This is a genomic window from Aeromicrobium sp., from assembly GCF_036675695.1.
Classification (GTDB): Bacteria; Actinomycetota; Actinomycetes; order Propionibacteriales; family Nocardioidaceae; genus Aeromicrobium.
Window position 1 is genome coordinate 1 of sequence record NZ_JAKFEL010000140.1, and the last position, 1,598, is coordinate 1,598.

A 1,598-nucleotide genomic window follows, 5' to 3' on the forward strand; every position below is an offset into this window, starting at 1 on the left:
GTCGCTCGGTGCCGTGCTCGACGCCCTCGAGGCCGATCACGACTACCTGACGGTCGGCGACGTGTTCACGCCCGACCTGATCGAGACGTGGGTGGACTACAAGCGGGTCCACGAGATCGCGCCCGTGCAGCTGCGGCCGCACCCGCACGAGTTCGAGCTGTATTACGACATTTAGGTCGTAAACTGATCGAAATACTCATGTTCGATCGCACGATGGTCCCGGGGCACTCCCCCGGGACCATCGCCGTTTTCTGGAGTGAGCGCACCGGGCGGGGTTCGATCCGCAGCTGCACCGCCGTGAGCGAAACCACTTGTCGAGCGTCAAGCGTTCAGGATCCGCAGCGCAGTCTGGCCGTTGGCTCGGGCGTCGGTCGGCAGCGTTCGCCATTGGGCGGCGGAGTCCGGTAGGGCACGCGCCAACGTCTGAAGGCGCGAACGATCCGAGCCGGCGAACTGCTCGCGCTCGGCGCACGGGTCCTCAATGACCGCGAGCAGCAGCGCCGCATCCTGGAGGTGGCGTGCGCGGTCACGGGAGTCGGTCTGGTAGGCAGCGCCCTTGAGGATGACGGCGCCGAACGGCGACGGTCGGCCGGTCAGCCACGGAACTCCCCCAGCGCTCGGCCAAGGGCATCGATCCCGGCGCGCCTCTCGCGGACGTCGAGAGACTCGGCCAGGTCGAGTGCGGCGAGGACATCGCTGGCGCTAACCAGATCACGGACCACATCGAGATCCATGGAGGTCGCGCGCAGAGTCACGCTCCCGGTGTCATCGCGAATCAGGCCGTGTCGCGACACGACTGCGTTCAAATCGGTCGTGGCCAGATAGCCATCGATCGTGTTCGTCTCCGCCAGCCCAAGTCGCGCGGCCGCCGACCATGTGTCGATCAGCTCCGAACGCAGCCGCTCCCCTGCGCTGCGATGCGCGATGTACCGGCGCACACCGGCCCGCCCACGCGCGCGCTCGACGACTTCCTCGGCACCGAGACCACGGAGTCGTCCTCTCAGCCGGGATCGCTGGCTCTCCCCCAGCCACGCCGCCTCACCTCCGGACAGCAAAGCCACGGCAGCCCATGCAGTTGACTCGGCCCACGCCCTCGTGTGCGAACCGCGGCGAACGGCCAGCAGTCGCTCGACCGAAGTCTCGTCGACCACTCCTCGGGCCAACGACCGCAACTCACCCCGCGCGACCAGGTGCTGGACCTGCCGCGTAGAGACGCCGAGCCGCTCAGCGGCCTCGGAGACGGCGAGCAACGACATGACATACATGTTCGCTTACACGAAGTTGTCCGTCAATGGGTCGAGAAGTTGCCGTAGCGAAACGGCCTCTAGGTCGGCTCCGTCGTTCGCGGTCCTGGGTCGTGGCCGGGTAGATGGCCCCCAACGGCCGATAGCCGGACCAGGCTGGCGTAAGCCGGATGGAGCGCCGCAGCCAGCCGTCCGTACCAGTGTCCGGCGGCGTCTCCGAGGGCGGTGCTCGCGTCGCGCGTGACGTTGAGGCGGTGCTCGCCCAGCCACGGGCCGAGGGCGGGGTGCTTGCGCCAGCCCGCCTCGTTGCGGATCCCGCCGAGGAGCGCGTGCAACGAGCCCAGAGGGGTTTCG

At 68.1% G+C, this 1,598-nt stretch carries 2 protein-coding genes and 1 pseudogene; 1 reads left to right on the top strand and 2 read right to left on the bottom strand.

The genetic code is table 11. The features are described 5' to 3' along the window. Positions 1 to 175, top strand: a pseudogene (locus V6M39_RS08780) (type I glutamate--ammonia ligase); the annotation flags it as partial. A 418-nt stretch (positions 176 to 593) separates the two neighbouring features. Here V6M39_RS08780 and V6M39_RS08785 read toward each other — a convergent pair. Both V6M39_RS08785 and V6M39_RS08790 read right to left on the bottom strand, forming a co-directional pair. Then, complete coding sequence (locus V6M39_RS08785) at positions 594 to 1,256, bottom strand: hypothetical protein (RefSeq protein ID WP_332643440.1); 663 nt, start codon at positions 1,254 to 1,256, stop codon at positions 594 to 596. Positions 1,257 to 1,324: 68 nt separating this feature from the next. Further along, positions 1,325 to 1,598, bottom strand: a 274-nt coding sequence (locus V6M39_RS08790; protein ID WP_332643441.1) for a hypothetical protein, incomplete at its 5' end; no start/stop codon positions are given.

What these genes read in the sequence shown, in the direction of transcription:
- V6M39_RS08785 (WP_332643440.1), bottom strand. Translation starts at nt 1,256, where the DNA reads ATGTCGTTGCTCGCCGTCTCCGAGGCCGCTGAGCGGCTCGGCGTCTCT.